This is a genomic window from Paenibacillus sp. MDV22-iso6, assembly GCF_058408365.1.
In genome coordinates, this window is the sequence record NZ_JBZVDZ010000004.1 from 287,275 (window position 1) to 306,373 (window position 19,099).

Annotated in this window: 16 protein-coding genes; 5 read left to right on the forward strand and 11 right to left on the reverse strand. The window is 46.1% G+C overall.

Annotation, left to right across the window (positions count from 1 at the left end):
• Positions 1-17: 17 nt before the first annotated feature.
• The 3 genes from AC4PM4_RS13350 to AC4PM4_RS13360 are packed head-to-tail and all read right to left on the reverse strand — an operon-like array spanning position 18 to position 3,476.
• Positions 18-1,577, reverse strand: a complete 1,560-nt coding sequence (locus tag AC4PM4_RS13350) for an extracellular solute-binding protein (RefSeq protein ID WP_491613797.1) — start codon at positions 1,575-1,577, stop codon at positions 18-20.
• Positions 1,578-1,624: 47 nt separating this feature from the next.
• Positions 1,625-2,494, reverse strand: a complete 870-nt coding sequence (locus AC4PM4_RS13355; protein WP_072734581.1) for a carbohydrate ABC transporter permease — start codon at positions 2,492-2,494, stop codon at positions 1,625-1,627.
• Positions 2,495-2,507: 13 nt separating this feature from the next.
• Positions 2,508-3,476 carry an ABC transporter permease gene (locus AC4PM4_RS13360; RefSeq protein ID WP_491613799.1) on the reverse strand — a complete coding sequence of 323 codons (969 nt, stop codon included), beginning with the start codon at positions 3,474-3,476 and terminating at the stop codon, positions 2,508-2,510.
• Between the two features lie 265 nt (positions 3,477-3,741).
• Here AC4PM4_RS13360 and AC4PM4_RS13365 point away from each other — a divergent pair, with 265 nt between their 5' ends.
• Positions 3,742-3,999: a hypothetical protein gene (locus AC4PM4_RS13365; protein ID WP_491613801.1), complete on the forward strand. Its 258-nt coding sequence runs from the start codon at positions 3,742-3,744 to the stop codon at positions 3,997-3,999.
• 369 nt (positions 4,000-4,368) lie between these two features.
• Here AC4PM4_RS13365 and AC4PM4_RS13370 read toward each other — a convergent pair whose 3' ends face one another.
• Entirely contained in the window at positions 4,369-5,043 is a 675-nt protein-coding gene (locus AC4PM4_RS13370; protein WP_079696279.1) for a hypothetical protein, read from the reverse strand.
• Positions 5,044-5,390: 347 nt separating this feature from the next.
• Between AC4PM4_RS13370 and AC4PM4_RS13375 the strand changes: the two genes are divergently transcribed.
• On the forward strand, positions 5,391-7,676 hold the full coding sequence (locus tag AC4PM4_RS13375) for a helix-turn-helix domain-containing protein (RefSeq protein WP_491613802.1): 2,286 nt from the start codon (positions 5,391-5,393) through the stop codon (positions 7,674-7,676).
• Positions 7,677-7,751: 75 nt separating this feature from the next.
• Here AC4PM4_RS13375 and AC4PM4_RS13380 read toward each other — a convergent pair whose 3' ends face one another.
• Positions 7,752-8,777 (reverse strand): hypothetical protein, encoded by a 1,026-nt coding sequence (locus AC4PM4_RS13380; RefSeq protein WP_491613803.1) that lies wholly within the window; start codon positions 8,775-8,777, stop codon positions 7,752-7,754.
• A 181-nt stretch (positions 8,778-8,958) separates the two neighbouring features.
• On the opposite strand from AC4PM4_RS13380, the gene AC4PM4_RS13385 reads away from it, so the two are divergent.
• Entirely contained in the window at positions 8,959-10,143 is a 1,185-nt protein-coding gene (locus AC4PM4_RS13385; RefSeq protein WP_274567973.1) for an aminotransferase class I/II-fold pyridoxal phosphate-dependent enzyme, read from the forward strand.
• 124 nt (positions 10,144-10,267) lie between these two features.
• Here the strand turns inward: AC4PM4_RS13385 and AC4PM4_RS13390 are convergent, their stop codons facing one another.
• The 3 genes from AC4PM4_RS13390 to AC4PM4_RS13400 form a co-directional block, all read right to left on the reverse strand.
• A complete protein-coding gene (locus tag AC4PM4_RS13390; RefSeq protein WP_491613804.1) occupies positions 10,268-12,316 on the reverse strand; it encodes an iron ABC transporter permease in 2,049 nt (682 codons plus the stop codon).
• Complete coding sequence (locus AC4PM4_RS13395; protein WP_072734586.1) at positions 12,313-13,308, reverse strand: ABC transporter substrate-binding protein; 996 nt, start codon at positions 13,306-13,308, stop codon at positions 12,313-12,315. The genes AC4PM4_RS13390 and AC4PM4_RS13395 overlap by 4 nt, the downstream gene beginning before the upstream one ends.
• A 231-nt stretch (positions 13,309-13,539) precedes the next feature.
• The gene (locus AC4PM4_RS13400; protein ID WP_072734587.1) at positions 13,540-14,082 is read right to left on the reverse strand and encodes a CueP family metal-binding protein; all 543 of its coding nucleotides are present in this window, start codon (positions 14,080-14,082) and stop codon (positions 13,540-13,542) included.
• 281 nt (positions 14,083-14,363) lie between these two features.
• Here AC4PM4_RS13400 and uppS point away from each other — a divergent pair, with 281 nt between their 5' ends.
• Positions 14,364-15,134, forward strand: a complete 771-nt coding sequence (gene uppS, locus AC4PM4_RS13405) for an undecaprenyl pyrophosphate synthase (RefSeq protein ID WP_090809769.1) — start codon at positions 14,364-14,366, stop codon at positions 15,132-15,134.
• A 2-nt stretch (positions 15,135-15,136) separates the two neighbouring features.
• Here uppS and AC4PM4_RS13410 read toward each other — a convergent pair whose 3' ends face one another.
• Positions 15,137-16,090: an alpha/beta fold hydrolase gene (locus tag AC4PM4_RS13410; RefSeq protein WP_491613805.1), complete on the reverse strand. Its 954-nt coding sequence runs from the start codon at positions 16,088-16,090 to the stop codon at positions 15,137-15,139.
• Between the two features lie 111 nt (positions 16,091-16,201).
• Between AC4PM4_RS13410 and AC4PM4_RS13415 the strand changes: the two genes are divergently transcribed.
• Entirely contained in the window at positions 16,202-16,915 is a 714-nt protein-coding gene (locus AC4PM4_RS13415; protein ID WP_491613806.1) for a MerR family transcriptional regulator, read from the forward strand.
• Positions 16,916-17,031: 116 nt separating this feature from the next.
• On the opposite strand, the gene AC4PM4_RS13420 is transcribed toward AC4PM4_RS13415, so the two are convergent.
• Positions 17,032-18,069 (reverse strand): NAD(P)/FAD-dependent oxidoreductase, encoded by a 1,038-nt coding sequence (locus AC4PM4_RS13420; protein WP_063565413.1) that lies wholly within the window; start codon positions 18,067-18,069, stop codon positions 17,032-17,034.
• A complete protein-coding gene (locus AC4PM4_RS13425) occupies positions 18,070-19,044 on the reverse strand; it encodes an ABC transporter substrate-binding protein (protein WP_491613807.1) in 975 nt (324 codons plus the stop codon).
• Positions 19,045-19,099: the final 55 nt, after the last annotated feature.

Genomic DNA, 19,099 nt, shown 5'->3' on the forward strand with positions numbered 1-19,099 from the left:
CTGTGCCGTACATTCGCTCATTTCGCGCTCAGCTGAACATTCTGAACACGGTCATACGCTTCCTTATAGGTGTTCAGCAGCTTATCTACTCCAAGATTGTTGATTTCCTCTACATACTTCTCCCAATCCGCCAGACTCCGGGAACCCGTAACAAATTTGGCAAAGCTCTCGTCACGGTGCTTCTTAATCGCCTGACCGGTAATGGATATGACCTCATTTTCCACTTCTGTAAAAGCAGGTCTTGGCTGCATTGCGGGAGGATCATATTTGACCGCTTCTTCATAGGCATGCTTCAGATCGTCCGAGAACAGCGACAAGTGCGCGTTGAAATCAATCCAGGTATAGGTCCCGCTGGTCTGAAGCCCTGTCTGCTTGCGCATTTCAATGACATCGTTATACTCCGGCTTGAACTTGATCGTATCGCCTTCCTTTATAAAGGTCTCGCCCTCTACCCCCCAGCTGCTGAGTGTACGTCCTTCCTCGGAATAGAAAAAGTCCATGTACTTCATCACATCATCAATGTTCTTGGAGGTCGAGGCCACCGTCAATCCGCCTTCCATATAATGAAAATACGGATTCAGCTGTGTGCCCCCTGAAATGCCTGCCGGAGGGGCCAGAAACTGCATGTTGAATTCCGGATTCTCCTGCTGCATGGCATTATTGAAAAAGTCAATCCGGCTGATATAATCAATGGTCACAAATGATTTTCCAGTCGAGACCATATCCTGCCACTGTTTGGTTTGCAATGATAAGAAATGGGGCGGGACCAACCCTTCATCATAAAAACTTTTCCACATCCCTACCATAGCCTTGTAGTTGTCTTCAGTCGGTCCATAACGCCATTGCTTCTGGTCAAAATCATAATAAGCACCCTCACCCGTTCCGTAGTTCACCGTCATATTGGCATTCATCTCATCCGGGATCTGACCGTAGCGGATCGAGAGCGGATAACTGTCCGGGTATTTCTCCTTCAACGTCTTCAGCGCTGCATGCAACTCTTCATAAGTTGTTGGAGCCTGAATGCCTTCCTTGTCAAAAACATCCTTGCGGTACATCCAGATCATACGATTCGTCTCGCCGAAACCCTGATTGGGGAACATATACATTTTACCGTCGGCGGACAGGGCAGCCTTCGCTTCCTCGGGATATTGCTTCATCCATGCCTTCAGATTCGGCATACTGTCCATATACTGCATCAGATCCACTAGTGCGCCCTGTTGACCAAACTTATTCGAATCCTTGCGATTGGGCATATACATCAGATCAGGCAGCGTTTTGGAGGCAATCGCCAGGTTCAGGCTCTCATCCAGCTTGCCGGAAGGTGTCTGCACTTCCAGCGTGACGCCCGTCTTTTCCTTCAACCAGCTCCAAATGGGCCAGCTCTTGGAATAAGGAAAAGTGGCATTGTTGTCCAGCAGGGCCGTGAAGGTCTTTCCCGCCCCGGTGGAGTTATCGGTTATTCCGGTACCGTTTCCTTTGGTATCTGTTTGCGGGTCGGCACCCTTGCCGCCACTGCACCCTGCCACCATCGTTACTGCAATCAGCAGGGGAAGTATTACCGATTTCCATTTACCCATAAGCTTCTCTCCCTTAATCTGAATTCGAGGTGCACTTCTTGCCTCACTTAACCTTTAACAGCACCAACCATGGCTCCTTTGACGAAATACTTCTGTACAAACGGATAGATGACCAGAATCGGCAGGGTTGAGACCATAATGGTCGCATACTTGAGCGATTCCTCCACCACCAGATTATCTCCCCCAATGGATGTTACGTCGCCTGAGCTTGCGCTGCCGGCCAGTACGAGATTACGCAGCAGCACTTGGAGCGGAAACAAATCGGGAGACCGTAGGTAGAGCAGCGGAAAGATAAAGTTGTTCCACATACCCACGGCATAGAACAGGGCAATCGTGGCAAAGGATGCCTTGGACAGCGGTACAATAATACGGATGAAGATTCCAATATCGTTCAAACCGTCCATTCGGCCCGATTCCTCCAGCTCTTTGGGGATGCCTGAGAAGAATGTGCGCATCAGAATGAGGTTCCAGGTGCTAACTGCACCCGGGAGAACCATGCCCCATACGGTGTCCACCAGATTCAGGGAACGGACCACCAGGAAGGTCGGAATCATCCCGCCGCTGAAGAACATCGTAATTACAATCAAGACTGTGAAGCTATTACGCAGTGCCATGTCTTTTCTGGACAAAGCGTAGGCTCCGGTGGAGGTGACCACCAGTGAGATCAGTGTGCCAAGCACGGTGTAAATGATCGTATTTCGGTAAGCCGTCCAGATTTGCGGATCGCCCAGCACCAATTTGTACATGCTCAGATTAAAGCCCTTGGGCCAGAAGGAAATATTGTTTTGGATGACGTTTACGTTGCTGCTGAGGGAAACCGCCAGCATATGAAGGAACGGATAGAGTGTAACCACCACAACGAACAGCAGGATCAGCGATGCCACAACGTTAAACCAGGAAAATCGGAGTGAGTTCACGCCACACCTCTTTCTACCATAGACTGGTCTCACTTAATCGGCGGCTGAGCCAGTTGGCCGTATAGATGAATATCAGACTGATGACACCCATGAACAAATCAATGGACGCACCATAGCTGAAATTCCCCTGTACCATGCCTACCCTGTAGACATACGTGCTGATAATATCCGCCGTATCGTAGATCGCCGGATTCTGCATCAGGAAGACTTTCTCGAAGCCGATCTCCAGCACTTTGCCGATATTTAGAATCAATGTAATGACGATCGCGGGAGATATACCGGGCAGTGTAACATGCCAGATTTTGCGCAATCGGCTTGCTCCGTCCATATCCGCGGCTTCATACAATTGCGGATCGATGGCTGTCAGCGCGGCCAGATAAATAATGGTCTCCCAGCCGATATGCTGCCAGATTTCTGACAGGACATAGATGCCCCGGAACAGCCCGGGCTCATTCATGAAATTAATCGGTCCAATGCCGATACCTGCCAGCAAATTGTTAATCAGTCCTCCGGTTGGGGACAGAAACATAATCACCATACTCGCCACAATTACATTTGAGATGAAATGCGGCAGATAGCTGACCGTCTGTACAAAACGCTTGAATGCTGCCTTTCGTACCTCATTCAGCAGAATGGCCAGTAGGATTGGAGCCGGGAAGCCGAACACCAGCTTATACAGTCCCAGCAGAAACGTATTCTTCATCAGCGGCCAAAAATCGGGATTCTCCAGAAACATCCGATAATATTTGAATCCCACCCAATCACTGGCCCAAATTCCTTTAAACAGATTGTAATCCTTGAACGTGATGACCAGACCAAACATCGGCGCATAACGGAAGATCAAATAATACAGGAGGCATGGCAGGAATAGCAGCCATAGCGCCTTGTTCCTGTTCCAGGTTCTGATCAAACGCGACTTCCGCCGAGGCGGCCGGTGCGCTTCTTTTTGCGGTTTGCTTTGCATTACGCCAGCATCAGCCATCGGCATGCCCCCTCTTGCTTAGATGAGTTAATTCGACTTATATGTCAGCTAACTTACCCTGGGATTCCGGGGTTCGTCTCCGAATTATAGCTATAAACCTTTAGAAAGCGCTATCTACATGTTATATAACTTTTCGCCTTTACTCCTTTTTTCCAGATATCCGCGTATAATTCAGTAAAAGTGTATATTGTTTGTGTCAGCTTTATGCCGCTATGATAGGATTAAACCACTCGATCCGGGGCTGTACTCAAGGGGGAATGTCATAATGAAGGGACTGTCTCAAAACACAATTCTAGCCTCACTCAATCGGATACTGACAGCCAACCTGGGCATTATGTACACCAACGTCCGGGGCTGCACTCTTTTGCCCACTTTGAAAAAAGGGAAGGTTTCGCTGGGTGAACTACCGGGAAACGCCAGCTATAGAAGTGAAGAAATTACAGACATCTGGGAAAGAGCAAGATCAGAGAGATATTATGTACAGTACCCATTACAACGAAAAATTGAAGAAGAGGTCGCGTGACATCAGAAAGATCAGCAACTTAATCTAGAAGGAAGTGGCGATACGTGGAAATGCCCGGCGATCAGGTTGCTGGTTGCTTACGTTTACTCATATGAAAGCAAACCAACCACCGAAAGCGATTATGAACGAAACTTCATTACTCAAATGCGCAGACTGCACGGATTGTCGCTGAAAAACAGATGTAAGAAGGCCGCATCTTCGCCCTTCACCGGATGAAGAGATGTAGAGCGGATTTCGCAACTGAAAAACGTGATATGGGACAGCGGTTAGTACTTGTAAATGCGAGGAGTACCCTTTGAAGACATATTTAAAATATGTGCCCGTTTAAACCATTGAAGACAACAATCTAATTGCTACGGGAAAATTCAATCAGTTCATTGTGCTCACCCATTCACTGTTATTCCAGATATCGGGATTGTCAATAATCTGAATTTCTCCACGTACAGTGGAATCATAACTATCCTTACTACTAGTATACCAATCAACAATAACTAACTTTCCATTCAAATTTTGCACAAGAAATTCAGTAGTTTCAGCAAAGTTACCTATATCCTTATGAACACGTGCATCTAATTTCAAATAATAAAAACTCTTATCCCCTCCAACATACTCTACTTGTCTAGCATCAATATCAACGCCTGTCACCTGATTATATGTAAGCTTGTTCTTAAGAAATAAATCATATTGAGATGAAACTTTTTTTTGCGTATATTGTTTAAGGTTTTCGTTATCGATATAAGTATCCAAATCAATGTCCGAGCCGTTCCAAATCGCTTTATAATATCCAGACAGAGCTTCTGCACACATTTTATAAGCCATTTCAGAATCCCCAGCAGATAGATCACTTTCGTTCTGAGCTAAAAATTCTGTGGGAACTTTTGATAAATCCCCTTTTGTGCTCAGCGAAATTTCTGTGTTTTTAGAATCCTTCCCATTCGTATCACCTACAACTACGGCAGTGTTATCTTCATTAGTACTAGTATTAATCTGTTCGCATGCGCTAAGGGTAAGCACAATCATTAATAACAGGTAAGCACGTTTCATTACAATTCCTCCACTGAAAATATTGTTCAACGCCTGTCATTAAGCAGGGGAAGTCCTTTTTGAAGCATAGCACTTTGGAGTGAGGCGCACCCTCTCTTGCTTAGAAGATTGTAAATTGACTTGAATGTGAGGTAACTTCCCTTGTAAATCCAATGTACATCTCCACATTATACCATTTACTAAAAGGAAAGCGCTATCTACATGTTATATAACTTTTCGCCTTTACTCCTTTTTTCCAGATATCCGCGTATAATTCAGTAAAAGTGTATATTGTTTGTGTCAGCTTTATGCCGCTATGATAGGATTAGCCACTCGATCCAGGGCTGTACTCAAGGGGGAATGTCATAATGAAGGGACTGCTTACAAGCAAATTTGCGCTGAATGGACTGTTTGTCAAGCTAATGCTGAGCTTCCTCAGTGTCATCCTGATTTTGGCTTCATTTAATCTGTTCTCCCATCTGTACTTAAGCAACAAGGTCTATCAGGAGATGGTCAGACAAAATGAACTAGGCCTTGCGCAGACCGTTGAAGGGTATGAGAATCATTTCCGACTGACCCAGAACATGATTCTGGCCCTCACTCAATCGGATACCTGGACAGCCAACCTGGGCATTTTGAGCCATATTAAGGAGAACCGCCGTTACGATATTCCCGCAGAGGTGAAGTCGGACCTCTCCACGCTGTACGCCAATCCTTTTCTGCATATCGACAATTTCATTCTCTATTTCAAGCAAGAAGACTATGTACTGGAGAAGGAAGGTCTTAGCAGTGCCAGCGATATGTTCGGTAAATATTATTATAGTAAAGAATATCCTCCGGACTATTGGAAAACTCAAACGATGAACAAACAGTTCCTGAAAGTAATGCCTGCGGCAGCTTTTACGGAAAATACCGTTCACTCATCCCGTTCTCTCGGTCAACTGATGCCCGTCATGATGAAAGCCATTCCCTACGAAGATGTGTACGGCATTGTTATGCTGGATCCACAACGTATGCAGGACACATATGGCGATGCCGCTAATAATCCGTTCTACATTCTGGACAACGAGGGACGCCTGCTTTTTACTACGAAGGAGGGGGAACTGCAGAATCCGCAGCTACCTGCAGACGGAAGCAAACATGAACGTATTGGGAATCAGTATTACTTCTATGAAAAAGGTAAACAAACCGGGTTTACTTATGTCCGGGTCACTCAGGCCGCGGTAATCGCCGCGGAAATGCGCGGCATGCAGCTGCTGCTGGCTTTTCTGCTTGGCGCTGCTGTACTAATTAGCGTGCTCTCCTCCCTGTTTTTCAGCATAAGATTAAACCAGCCGCTCCAGCGCCTTATTGCCGCTCTGGACCGAAATCCGGACAGCGGACCAGACAAATGGAGCAGTGTAAAAGAATTCGCCATGATCGGCGACCGCCTGAGCTCTATTCTGGAAAATAACCGTTACATTCAAAGCGACCTTGCGCAGAAGAACTCTCTCGTACGCCAGTACGCTTATATTCATAAAGTAAAGAATATACCGCTCAGCTCCTATCTGGCGGAGCTTGAGGATGCCCAGCAATCCGAGCAGCCTTATGTCTCCATTCTGTTCAAGGTAGGCTTCAAATTCCAGCCGGATGAATTCGGGCAACATACCCTGTTATTATGGAAGCTGATTCAGAGCCTGTTTACCAGTAGCAAAACCAATAGCGTGGCCATTCAGCCCGAGCAGGACCAACTGCTCTTGCTGCTGTTCGATCCAGGTCCACAGAGTGGTATTCTTCAAGCGCTCGATACACTGAAGGAGTTGCTGGCTGTCGAGGAAACCCTTTATCTGACCATTGCGGTAAGTCCGGTGTATTCCGGAGAAATTCCGTTTACCGATGCGTACAGCAATCTGTCCATGCTGTTAAAAGAGCGCAGGCTGAATGGGGAGACACAAGTTATTGTGGAGCCGCGTGCTTCTTCGTCAAATGCCTTCCATGTGAAGGTCACTTATGGGGAGGAACTGCACAACCTGCTGCAATCCGGCAATGAAGAGGCCGTATTCGCTTGGCTGGATCGCCAGCTGGAGCAACTGCAGCACAAGGATGCGGCCGCAGAAGACTTCCGCACCTTTGCCATCGGTGCAGTCGAACAGATCAGCAAGACGGTGATGAAGCTGAATTTGACGAACATCGAATCCGAGCTTCGATCTTCTCCTCCGGGAGAGGCATTTGCTGGTTTCCATTCCATGCAGCAATACAGAGAATGGCTTCAGGCGTTGGCTCAACCGGTACTTGCGGCAGTACGCAGCCAGCTGGAAACGCGTGATCCGGTTATCACCTTTGTGCTGGACTACCTGGATCATCATTATGGGGAAGACATTAATTTGAATATCGTCGCCGACAAGTTGAATTTAACATCGGGGTACCTCTCCAGTATTTTCAAGGAAAAGACTAACATCAACTTCAGCGAATATCTGAACAATCTGCGGGTTGAGCGGGCCAAAGAACTGCTTGTGAATGTAGATCTGCGAATTCAGGACATTGCGACACAGGTCGGCTATCAAAATGTGAACTCGTTCATCCGCATGTTCAAGCGTCGGTACGGGCTGACCCCCGGAGAATACCGCAAGCGTCATGCGGGTGATGAGCCATTCATCTCCTCTAGCCATGGCTAGCTAGACGTGAGCGGGCAAGGACTGAAGTTGTAAATACACAAATGCCCGCTTCGGAGGCGGGCATTTGTGTATGGTCTACATTAGAATTTTGGACAGGTGCACAAGAGCCATCGAAGGAATTCGATGTCCTTCAGGAATTTGTTCATAGAGCAGGTGCCCTTTCCCCGCTTCAATCATTTGTTGGCGCATAGTAGCAATACGACCCTTACTATGATCAATAAAACGAAAATCCACCTGTTTCAAATTTTGCATTTCGGTCATACACTCAAAAGTTTCTGCCTTTATCCCCTTATGTATCTCTTTCAGTTCCAGCACCTCCAATTGATCCGCAGTCCACAGGTTCTCATTCTCTTGCAGAGACTTCATGAAATCCAGTTCAAGCTGCCGCAGATTTTTCATGTGCGAGAAGTCGCACAACCGCTCAATCTTGGGTAGCGAAAGGTGAAGAAAGACCAGATGATGTAATGCTCCTACTGCATCGATCTCGGTCAGATTCTTTACGGACGATAACCTCAGCATACGGATATTCGATTCAGCCAGTACTTCGAGTGAACCAGCCAATGTACAGTGATCGAGAGCCAAATACTCGATAAATGGTAAGTCTACAACAAAATCAAGCTGATCAATGTCACAGTTCAGGACGAGGGTGCTCAACCGAATGCAGTCCTCAATCGGCGAGATATCGGGAAATTTCCCGCTAAGTGCGAGGTAATTCAAGTATTTGTAATTCCGGATGAAGTTTAGGTTTTGCTTTTTGGGTGAGCGAATGTTCAGAAACTCCATCTTTTGCAGCGCACTCAATATACTCAAATCTTGTGTTTGCTTGAGATCCAGCTGCAAAGCGGTGACATGTTTTAAACCAGCAAGTGCCTCCAGAAACTCTTCTGAATACCGCCCCTTCACATCTGTATTGGACACATTTAAAATCAAATCGGGTCGTTTGGCAAACACATGTTCATCCAGTGTTCGCAGATCATGCATCTCGTCCAGCCCGATAACAAAGCTAATCGTAGCCCTGTTCCGCAGTTGTACGATAGCCTTGTCCATTTTATCCTCGTTCCAGGGAACTCCACTCATCGAAGCGGCCCACGGTTCGTTCATTATTGGTCACCCTCCATGTCTCTGATACTTATCCATGTCTAGCTTTCCTTTAATTGTAAATCAAGAAGAGTACATTGAGAAGTCGAATACACATTTCGTGGTTACTTATCACCTGAAAACTCTGCTATAATACCTCCAAGTGTTATTCCCCAAGGGGAGATCAGGATGGAGGATAATCATCATGAAGTTTGCTAAACGTATGGAACATTTCAGTGAGGGGATATTCACACGTTTGCTGGAAATCAAGAGGCAACGACTGGAGAATGGAGAACCTGTCATCGATTTAAGTGTAGGCACACCCAATATTCCCCCTGCCCAACATATCATGACGGCTTTATGCGAGGCAGCAGCAGATGCTTCAAACTATACATATGCTGTAAATGATCAGAGCGAATTGCTGCAAGCAGTCAGTGAATGGTACAAGCGCCGTTACCATGTTGAACTGAACCCGAAAACCCAAATTTGCTCCTTGCTTGGATCACAGGAAGGACTCGCCCATATTTCTTTGGCGATCGTTGATGAAGGAGATTTAGTCCTTGTACCCGATCCTTGTTATCCAGTCTTTGCTGATGGACCTCTACTTGCAGGAGCCGAACTGTATTATATGCCCCAAAAAGAAGAACATGGATATGTTATTCAACTTCAGGACATTCCTGAAGCTGTTGCGCGCAAAGCAAAATTCATGCTTGTATCCTATCCCAACAATCCGACGACAGCAATGGCACCCGATCAGTTCTATCTGGATCTAATTGATTTTGCCAAGAAATATGACATTATCGTTCTTCATGACAATGCATACAGCGAGCTAGTGTTCGATGGGAAAACGTGCGGTAGTTTCCTTGCTTATCCCGGGGCGATGGATGTCGGCATTGAATTCAACTCGTTATCCAAAACCTATGGATTGGCTGGGGCACGAATCGGCTTTTGTGTGGGGAACCCGGATGTGGTATCTGTGCTTAAAAAGTTGAAATCCAACATGGATTACGGCATGTTTCTTCCGATTCAGAAGGCAGCCATTGCTGCAATCACAGGGGATCAGAGTGAAGTTGAGCGGGTCAGAGATATCTACGAGGAGCGCAGAGATATTCTTTGCGAAGGATTCAGCAACCTCGGTTGGCATATTGCCAAACCCGAAGCCAGCATGTTCATCTGGAGTCGGATTCCAGACCACTACGATACCTCAGAGCAGTTTGCCATGGATCTGGTTACACAAGCGGGTGTAATCGTAACGCCTGGGAGTGCCTTCGGACCTTCGGGAGAAGGATATGTGAGATTCGCTTTGGTTCAGGATAAAGAGACGTTGCAGCAAGCGATCCTATCGGTAGATAACAGTGGAATGCTAAGAGAAAAAACAACGAAGTTATAACACAAATGAAAAAAAGCTATCATAATAAAATATCCCCTCTAGGTAAGCAGTGAGAAAAGAGAACATGTCTACATGAACTCAACACTGAAAACCAGAGGGGATTTTTTATTTAAGGATCGAATGTTTAAGCTGATTTGCGCCAGTTGGAACGATACATTAAATAAAGGAAATACGGCGTTCCAATGATTGCAATTAACAATCCGGATGGAATCTCGGTTGGTGCCATAATGGTCCTTCCGATTGTATCCGCCAGCACCAGCATCACTGCACCGACCAAAGCCGACAGAAACATCGACCGTCTTAACTTGTTTCCCGTCAACAGACGGACCATATGTGGGGCAATTAGCCCGATAAATGCAACCGTTCCCACACAGGCGACTGCACCTGCGGCAAGCAAAACACCAACGGTCATAGCCAGCAGACGCGTCCGACGAACACTCAAGCCAAGACCGGAAGCACTATTATCGTCGAATACCAACAGTTCGAATCTTCGCGCCAGCCACCACGCAAGCGGGATCAAAATCAACAGGAACACCCCAATGATCTTCACTTGATCCCACGTACGTGCATAAGTACTGCCTGTTAGCCAGATAAAACCGCTACTGCCATATACAGCGCCGCGAACAATCAGAACCTGAATGCCTGCGCCTGCAATTGCAGACATGGCGATACCCAGCAATACAACTGCGGAAGGATTGAGACCCTTCTTCCAGGACAAAGAGAATACGACTGCTGCAGCGAGCCCTGCCCCAACAATCGCCGCGATAGGCAGCAAGAACACCGGAAGACCAGGCCATAGGATGATGACCATCATCGCACCCAAGCCTGCACCTGACGATACGCCCACGATGGACGCGTCAGCAAGCGGGTTGCGAACGGCCATCTGAATAAGCACACCGCTGATCGCCAGCGCAGCACCTGCACCTGCGGCGACAAGAGTTCGCGGAATGCGAAGCTGCACAATGGCCGAGTATAGCCCATCCGATTGAAACAGGCTTGGCAGAAGATCAGCCATTGGAATGCGCATCCCGCCAAACATCGTACTAAGGAGAACTAATGCTAACGTTAGTACCGTAAAGATAATAGCAATAGGGCCGAATGCCCAGCGACGCGAACGTGCTCCTGTGCTCATTGAGGTAGACATGCCTGATCCATTTGCTGCCTTCATGCGTGTAAGTACAAGCCAGATTAGCCATGGTGCACCAATGATTGCCATCACGGCCCCTGTCGGCAACTCCAGACTGGAGTTATGAACCATCTTGGCAAGTACGTCTGCACCGACTAGCAGTGCTGCGCCCCACAAGAAAACACCAGGCAATAACAATCGATTTGAACGAATTCCACTCAATCGAACCAGATGAGGTGCCACCAAACCCACAAAGCCAATTGGCCCAATTACACTGACAATGACCGCAGCCAGCAACACAGCAATAATTAACCCCGTGGCACGGGCCATGCCTACTTTTTGCCCGAGTGAGGAAGCAGTTGATTCATCCAGTTCCAACATATCCCACTGCCGGGATAAAACCAGGGCAACGATCGTAATTCCAATGACCCAAGGCCATGCGTAAATTACACCGCTCCAGTCATTCTGAACAAGCGTTCCTGATCCCCATAGAAATAATGCCTGAGTCTCCTGAGAGAAGAAAATATGCAGCGCGCTTGTAAAAGAACCAAGTACCATCGATACAATCATGCCGGACAGCGCAAGTCGCACCGGACTTGACGTTCTCCCCCCGCCCATGAAGTAGGCTGCGGCAGCTGCCAGTAATCCACCGAGTACGGCGAAAAGGAAAGGCGATTGCTGCATCAAGCCTGGGAAAAAAATCGTTCCCAAAACCACGACAAAATAGGCCCCCGCATTGATGCCGAGTGTGTCCGATGCCGCGAGCGGATTGCGTGTAATGGTCTGTAACAACGAACCAGCAACAGCAAGCGCCCCTCCAGCGAGTATACCGATTACTGTTCGCGGCATGCGCAGATCCCAGATCATATTATGTTCCAGTGTGTCCTGCCTGCCCATAAGTGAATCTACAACCGTATGGAGTGGAATTGAAGCTTCTCCATAACACAGGCTTACAAAAAAAAGCACGATGAGAGCGGTTAGACCGCCCCCATAAATGCTTAATGTACGCCAGTTAAACACTGGTCGGGAATGTTGGACCGAACTCATTGGGTAATCGCTCCAACAACCCCGTCAACCAGAGCTTTGGACGAGATAGGTCCACCAAACGTCCATGTTGTGCTATCCAGTTGATAAGTGCGTTTATCTTTGACAAAATTCAGACCTTTCCATACTGAATTGTCTTTCATTGCTGTGCCAAAAACGTCATCATCCGGTTGTGTGATGTAGATGAAGTTGCTGTCCTGAACAGCAGGCAAGGATTCAATACCCACCGTTGAGAAGCCATATCCTTCAATCTTGTCCGGCTGCCAGTCGTTAACCAGTCCAACCTTCGCCAACGTGCCAATTACGACAGCGTTATCGGTAAACATGCGAAGACTTGCTGCATTTTGATACGTAAATGCTTGTGTCAGTACATAATGGAATTCCGATTTGTCGGCAGCAGCAAGTTTATCTTTGGCTTCTGTATAGTGCTGATCGAGTTCATCGAGTACCTTCTTCGCTTGGTCTTCTTTTCCAAGAGCAACCGCGATATTGTTGAACGTTTCCGTCATTTTGTCATAATTATAGCCATCACCCGTATACAGGTCATATTCAAGCGTTGGTGCAATGGCATTGAGCTGATCATAGATATTCGAATTGGAATTGGCGATAATCAAATCCGGCTTCAAAGCTGCAATCGCCTCCAGATTTGGCTCGTCACGTGTTCCAACATCCGTCACCGTGTCATCCAAAGCTGCTTCGGGAGTCACATAGACTTTATAGTTGGCGTTATCTGCACTACCTACTGGCTGAACACCCAGTGCTACTACATCTTCCGTATATGTCCATTCCAGTGTAACAACTCTCTTAGCTGGTTTGTCCAGTTTGAGCTCTCCACCACTATGTTTAACTGTAACAGGACCTGCTGTCTCTTCAGTCGGCGTGCTGCCGGAAGAGGCATTTTCATTTGTATCTGTTGTGCTGCTGGCTTTACCGCAACCTGTCAGAGCAAGCGCCAAAACCGTCAGCAATAAAAATCCGTTTAAGCTTTTTTTCATATCCTACTTCTCCCCTATTTATATGTATTTATATGATAACAATTATCATTATCACTAATGGATTATCCCGTAGGATTGCGATTTTGTCAATTCAAAAGAGTTATTATTTTCATTTTGCAAAATCTTCACTGTCACAGCATAAACAGAAAAAAATGAAAGAACCCGCATTCAAGGCGGGCCTGGATCACATCGAGTCTTTTGAAATGATGTTAGAATGCACCGTACGACGATTTAACTCAACTGCATCGTTGTGATGCACGTATTATCTTCTTCATATGTAGATAACTGTGTCTCTGCAACCTTTCCATCATGCACCACACGAATGAGGTATGACTTATCTCTGGCTAACCAAAAATCCATAAAACCGTTGGAGCCGGCCTTCATCTCAGCATCCTTCATAAGCGTATTTCCTTCAGAGTCATGAATCGTCACAATGAACTTCTTATTCTTCATTTCGCCCTGACATCCGGTCAGGCTATGAATTGCACAAGGATGAGTCTGATCCACATAGGGTGCAATGGAAAGGAAAAACTCCTTTTCAGGCAAGTCGTAGGTTGTCGTTTGGTTACCTTTATCCGTGACGATTAACTGGGTGGCATTAATGGAAGCCGATTCCGGTGTCTCCTTGCCTGTACTGATATCTTCTACTAATTTCTTAATATTGGGTGCTTCCGCGTTACCTGCCTCTTCTGTCCCCACATTGTTTGCAATAAGGAAGGCCCCCAACACAATTACAACCACTAAGCTGGCAATGATCCACATTTGTTTTTTCATCTGGAGTTCATCTCCTCGTCCGTTTTGGTTTATTATAAGGGAAAATACACCAACATTTAAGTGAATAAACGCATACAGCTGGAATGTAAAGGTTTTGATATAAAAAATCCTGGAATACGACGGTCGACTCATGTTCTGCACGATACTAATGTAGTAACCTATCATGGCTTGTCCCTGTGCAATCCTATATAATAACCATAAATTATGGAAATCATTTCGAACATTTGAATCCATTATACGTGTCTAACTTATTCTAGCTTGAGGATCAGGAGGAATTTCCAATGAAGAGGTACCGTGTACATAAAGAAAAACCGAATACACCCCATTCTATCGACTGGAACGGATTAATCCCAAGGCATATCGCAATCATGATGGATGGAAATGGAAGATGGGCTACGCGAAAAGGATTACCTCGAAGTGCTGGGCACTATGCAGGAATGCAGACAATGCGGGAAACGATAAGCATGTGCCACAAAAACGGGATTGCTTCGCTCACTCTTTACGCCTTCTCTACGGAAAACTGGAAAAGGCCCAAGGAAGAGGTCGATTACATCATTAGTTTGGTGGTCGAATTTGTACAGGATACAACTGTTCAGGAACTGAATCAGAATAATATCAAAGTTAATTTTATTGGTGATATCTCAAAATTCCCAGAAGAAACACAGGAAGCGATGCGCAAAGTGGTGGAACTAACCCAAACGAACAGCGGGATGGCTGTGTATTTTGCGATGAATTATGGGGGTAAAAACGATATTGTACAAGCGATCAAAACGTACATCGTAGAAAATAATGAAGAAAACAAAGAAACCTCGGAAATCTCCGAGGCGGATTTTGAAAAGTTTTTGTATACCGGACTCAATCCTGCCCCCGATCTGCTGATCCGAACCAGTGGGGAGAAACGGTTAAGCAATTTTCTATTATGGCAAGCCGCTTATTCCGAGCTCTGGTTCACGGATGTGATGTGGCCGGATTTCAATGAGCAATTGTTATACGAATCCATTCTGGATTATCAGCAGCGCAAACAAAGAGCTTTAGACGATATCACACAGTAATATCAACTTGTTTTTGCCGATCCTGAGCTTAAATGACTTTTTAACCAGGGATGGATAATAGGGAGAACGGTGCTGGGCTGCATGGCTTTGGTGTGATCCATATCCGCTCCCTTGATGATTTCGACGGTCCAGCCGAGGTTTTCAAGAACGGATTTATGCTTTTGCAATCGTCCAGCGATATCCACCGTCACATTGCCAAATTTCTCACCGTACACAATCGTATCTTTCTCTCCTGCAAAAGCCAATCTGGGGATATTCAACTGAGTTTGAATACGTTGGTCATCGAAATCAATTAAACCTTGATACAAGGTCGCAAATTGTTTCGTTTGAGCCGGATCGATCTTTAACTCCAAGTTGTCCCAATCCAATTGATCCGGACTCAATTCTTCAGCTTTCATTAGAGTTTCTGCTGAGTGTATTTCTCCCGTTTCTTCATACTGCTTCAATGCTCCCTCATATGTCCTTATGGTCACTACTCTCATTTCCTCATACGGCCCCTCGTATGGCGGGAATCCTCCCATAATGAGACTTTCCATTCGGTCAGTCCGCAGGGCTAACTGCAGCCCGGCGAGAGCCAGCCAGGAGTATCCATAATAACTAAATCGATTCACATTCATCTGATCCGCAATTCGTAACAAATCCTGAGCGATATATTCGGGCGTAAAATGTTCCGGATGGGGATGTGCCATATAGTGGCCTTCATAATCAAAATGCAGGATCTGAAATTCATCGGAAAGTCCGTCGATAAACTTTGCACCCAATTCAGGATCAACCCCCCATAACTTTAGGGTTTCAGCTTCTTGTCCAGTTACGGACTTTTTGGATATGGGCAGCATTATGACACTACGATCTTGCGCTCCCGTCAGACCCACTTCAAGCTGCGAGCCATTTAACAATGTAATCATTTTCTGCAATTGAACCAGTCCTTTACTGTTGATATCCTCAGTGTATAACATAGATGCAATCTTTCGGTTTTCATTATAAAGTGTGGATAAAATATGGACTTTGGCGCGTTGTATGTTAGTGTAGCACTTGAAGGTTTTACTTGAAGCATGAGGAGAAGAAACATGAACCGAACATATACACCTGGGCAGATTGCCACAAGGCTGGATGTAAGTACAACTACACTGCGACGGTATGAAAAGGAGAACCTGATTCCTGACGTTCCACGGACCGCCAGCAATCACAGGTACTATACCCCTGTTCATCTTCAGGCGTTTGTCGCCATTCGTTTATTATTGAAAGGGTATGAGATTCCCGTTGCATATGAGGTTATGAGAAAAGTAAAACAGGGTGATACAATCGATGCCCTCTGGCTTATAAACCAACAGCTGTACAACAGCCAATTGGAGAAGCATCGAATGGAAGACATATGGAAGATGGTGCAACAGGTGGATTTTGCTAACGATCGAAAGGTTGGAACGACGGAGGCGGTGACGATTGGAAAAGCTGCCGAAGCAGCCGGGGTCAACACTTCTGCTATCAGGCATTGGGAAACAGAAGGCTTGATTTGCTCCGAAAGAGACCCTAACAACGGTTATCGAATGTATACCCGAGCCGAGTTAAGAAAGATATTGGTCATTAGCAGTTTAAGAAAATCCGTCTACTACATTGAACATATGAAAGAGCTTCTGAACACTGTCGGCACGCAGGATTATACACAGATTAATAATGCCTTCCAACTGGCTCTGCAAAAGCTTAACAGCCAACTGTCCCTGCAATTTGCAGGCGTGAAGGAACTTATGACATATATTGAATTATTTCAGGAACCACAGGGGTAACTTATTGGTTAGTTGAGATTGGATGTTTTAATAAAAAAAGCCCGACACATGTTCGAGAAATTATTCTCAATACCGGTCGGGCTTCTTACTGTTACTTCACGTTCTAACATGCTGATTTACAGGGTAGAAATGGCTTTGTTTTTCTCAAAGAACCTTGCATTATGGGACGATACTCCTGCCATATCGGAAGCGGTCGGCTCCAGATAGAGCTTGGCACTATTCACTGCGAGTACGGCATCATTAAATGCACCAGCAATCAGACGGACTTTGCTTCCATAGGTAATGAAATCACCTGCTCCGAAGATTCCCGGCTGACTTGTGCACATTCGCGGATCAACCGAGATACCGTAATCTTCACGTTCCAGTCCCCAATGGACCAGGTTACCGAAATCACGATCGTATCCATGACTTACAACCACTTCATCCACTTCAATTGGCATGATCTCCCCATTGTCTACATGGGCAAGTTCGACGCGGCCTATTTTGTCTCCTGTACCATATAAGCGCGAGATGCTGTAAGGAGTCAAGACTTGGGCAAAAGCTTTCATCTGGGCAACAGGCAGCTCATGTGCCGTAAACTCCTGGCGTCTGTGCACCACAATGACCTCCCGCGCCAATCCCTCCATTTCATTCGCCCAATCTATTGCGGAATCCCCGCCTCCCGAGATCAGCACACGTTTATCCTTGAATCTGGACAGATCCGTAATGGTATAGTGTAGATTCGTCAGCTCATACCGATTTGCGCCTTCAATATCCAGCTTCTGAACCTGCGTCATGCCTCTGCCTGCACATAACAAAATCGTACGCGTGTAATGACGCTCTCCTGTCTTTGAGGTGAGTACAAATACTTGATCATCGCGTCGTTCCATCTGAGCAATTTCCTGGCCGAATACAATGGTTGGATCGAAGGTTCTTGCCTGTCTTTCCAGGGAATCAATCAATTTCTCACAACGAATCGGATCAACTCCACCTACATCCCAGACCAGTTTCTCCGGGTACGTGCGCATAAATCCGCCCAATTCCTCTTTGGCTTCAATGATTTTGGTACGCATGGCTCTCATCCCGCTGTAAAATGCAGCATACATTCCTGCCGGTCCGCCACCAACAATCGTTATATCGTAAATGTCCAATTGCTGCTCTGCTTCAGTATTCATCTAGGGCACCAACTTTTCAACGACATAATCCAACAACTTGGCCGACCCAATAGGGCCCACACCTGTTACAAAATCACTCGTTTTCAGCGGAAAGACATGATTGTCTTTCACTGCGTTCAAATTCGCCCACACTTTGCTTTCTTTCAGGTTATCCATGGATTGCTTCGTATCATAGCCTTTCAGCGTCCTGTCTTCTAGAAATATATAATCCGGGTTCATTTCCGGCAAAAATTCCAGGGAAAACTGGCTAAACCAATCTGTAGAGTCTTTGATGACTTCAGGGCTGTTCAGACCCAAAGTATCATAGAAAAAGACACTGCTGCTTCCTCCTTTGGGACCCATGAAACGGTAACGATTGTGCTCTACTCGAAGAACCAGCACGGTTTTGCCGCCGATGGCTTGAGAAATTTTCTCCTGTGCCTGCTTCGCCTTCTCATCAAATTCAGCCAGCACTTTGGCAGATTCCTCTGTCTTGTCAAAGACGGCAGCCAACTTCGGCATGGCAATCTGCATTTCACTGTTGGAATCCAGAGCCACCGTTGGAGCAATCTTGGATAGTTCATCATATACGCCTTGCTCCATACCTACGCCTGCGGTAACAATTATATCTGGTGACAACGTCAGCAATTGTTCATAATTATATTGATATTGTTCCGCTTCAATCATTTGGACCCCGTGTTCCTCAAAATAAGACGCACGATAGTCCGGTTCAATCTCCGGAACAAATATAACCATCTGCGGTGTAACGCCCATCTCGATCAAGTACTCGGCATAGATGGAATCCAGTACAAGCATATTTTGAGGATTCGTAGGAATCGTCACCTCTCCAAACTGATCCCGAACAACCTTCGTCTCATTTTTCTCTGCCGTTTTTGCTGAAGCTTCCACTTCTTTATCAGAAGTACCGGAACAGGCGGAAAGCACCAAACTTAGTGCCAACAGCACCATTCCCAGACCCTTAAACCTTCGTGACATGATCTACTCTCCCCTTATGTAATGTTGATAATGATAATTATTATCAAATACTAGC

Bases quoted from the DNA above. Each gene is read 5' to 3' on its own strand.
- AC4PM4_RS13375 (WP_491613802.1), top strand. From the start codon at position 5,391: ATGAAGGGACTGCTTACAAGCAAATTTGCGCTGAATGGACTGTTTGTC.
- AC4PM4_RS13400 (WP_072734587.1), bottom strand. From the start codon at position 14,082: ATGAAAAAACAAATGTGGATCATTGCCAGCTTAGTGGTTGTAATTGTG.
- uppS (WP_090809769.1), top strand. From the start codon at position 14,364: ATGAAGAGGTACCGTGTACATAAAGAAAAACCGAATACACCCCATTCT.
- AC4PM4_RS13425 (WP_491613807.1), bottom strand. From the start codon at position 19,044: ATGTCACGAAGGTTTAAGGGTCTGGGAATGGTGCTGTTGGCACTAAGT.
- AC4PM4_RS13410 (WP_491613805.1), bottom strand. From the start codon at position 16,090: ATGTTATACACTGAGGATATCAACAGTAAAGGACTGGTTCAATTGCAG.
- AC4PM4_RS13415 (WP_491613806.1), top strand. From the start codon at position 16,202: ATGAACCGAACATATACACCTGGGCAGATTGCCACAAGGCTGGATGTA.
- AC4PM4_RS13365 (WP_491613801.1), top strand. From the start codon at position 3,742: ATGAAGGGACTGTCTCAAAACACAATTCTAGCCTCACTCAATCGGATA.
- AC4PM4_RS13390 (WP_491613804.1), bottom strand. From the start codon at position 12,316: ATGAGTTCGGTCCAACATTCCCGACCAGTGTTTAACTGGCGTACATTA.
- AC4PM4_RS13350 (WP_491613797.1), bottom strand. From the start codon at position 1,577: ATGGGTAAATGGAAATCGGTAATACTTCCCCTGCTGATTGCAGTAACG.
- AC4PM4_RS13395 (WP_072734586.1), bottom strand. From the start codon at position 13,308: ATGAAAAAAAGCTTAAACGGATTTTTATTGCTGACGGTTTTGGCGCTT.
- AC4PM4_RS13420 (WP_063565413.1), bottom strand. From the start codon at position 18,069: ATGAATACTGAAGCAGAGCAGCAATTGGACATTTACGATATAACGATT.
- AC4PM4_RS13385 (WP_274567973.1), top strand. From the start codon at position 8,959: ATGAAGTTTGCTAAACGTATGGAACATTTCAGTGAGGGGATATTCACA.
- AC4PM4_RS13370 (WP_079696279.1), bottom strand. From the start codon at position 5,043: ATGAAACGTGCTTACCTGTTATTAATGATTGTGCTTACCCTTAGCGCA.
- AC4PM4_RS13380 (WP_491613803.1), bottom strand. From the start codon at position 8,777: ATGAACGAACCGTGGGCCGCTTCGATGAGTGGAGTTCCCTGGAACGAG.
- AC4PM4_RS13360 (WP_491613799.1), bottom strand. From the start codon at position 3,476: ATGGCTGATGCTGGCGTAATGCAAAGCAAACCGCAAAAAGAAGCGCAC.